Source organism: Kluyvera sp. EC_51, assembly GCF_019584505.1.
Lineage (GTDB): Bacteria > Pseudomonadota > Gammaproteobacteria > Enterobacterales > Enterobacteriaceae > Kluyvera > Kluyvera sichuanensis.
Map to the genome: position 1 here is coordinate 1 of NZ_VDAG01000026.1, position 231 is coordinate 231.

At 52.4% G+C, this 231-nt stretch carries 1 rRNA gene; it reads left to right on the forward strand.

Going from position 1 to position 231, the window contains the following annotated elements:
* Positions 1 to 231: ribosomal RNA gene (locus FHC49_RS07435) — 23S ribosomal RNA — on the forward strand; the annotation flags it as partial.

The window sequence follows — 231 nt, forward strand, 5'->3', positions numbered from 1 at the left end:
CCGAACCGACTAATGTTGAAAAATTAGCGGATGACTTGTGGCTGGGGGTGAAAGGCCAATCAAACCGGGAGATAGCTGGTTCTCCCCGAAAGCTATTTAGGTAGCGCCTCGTGAACTCATCTTCGGGGGTAGAGCACTGTTTCGGCTAGGGGGTCATCCCGACTTACCAACCCGATGCAAACTACGAATACCGAAGAATGTTATCACGGGAGACACACGGCGGGTGCTAAC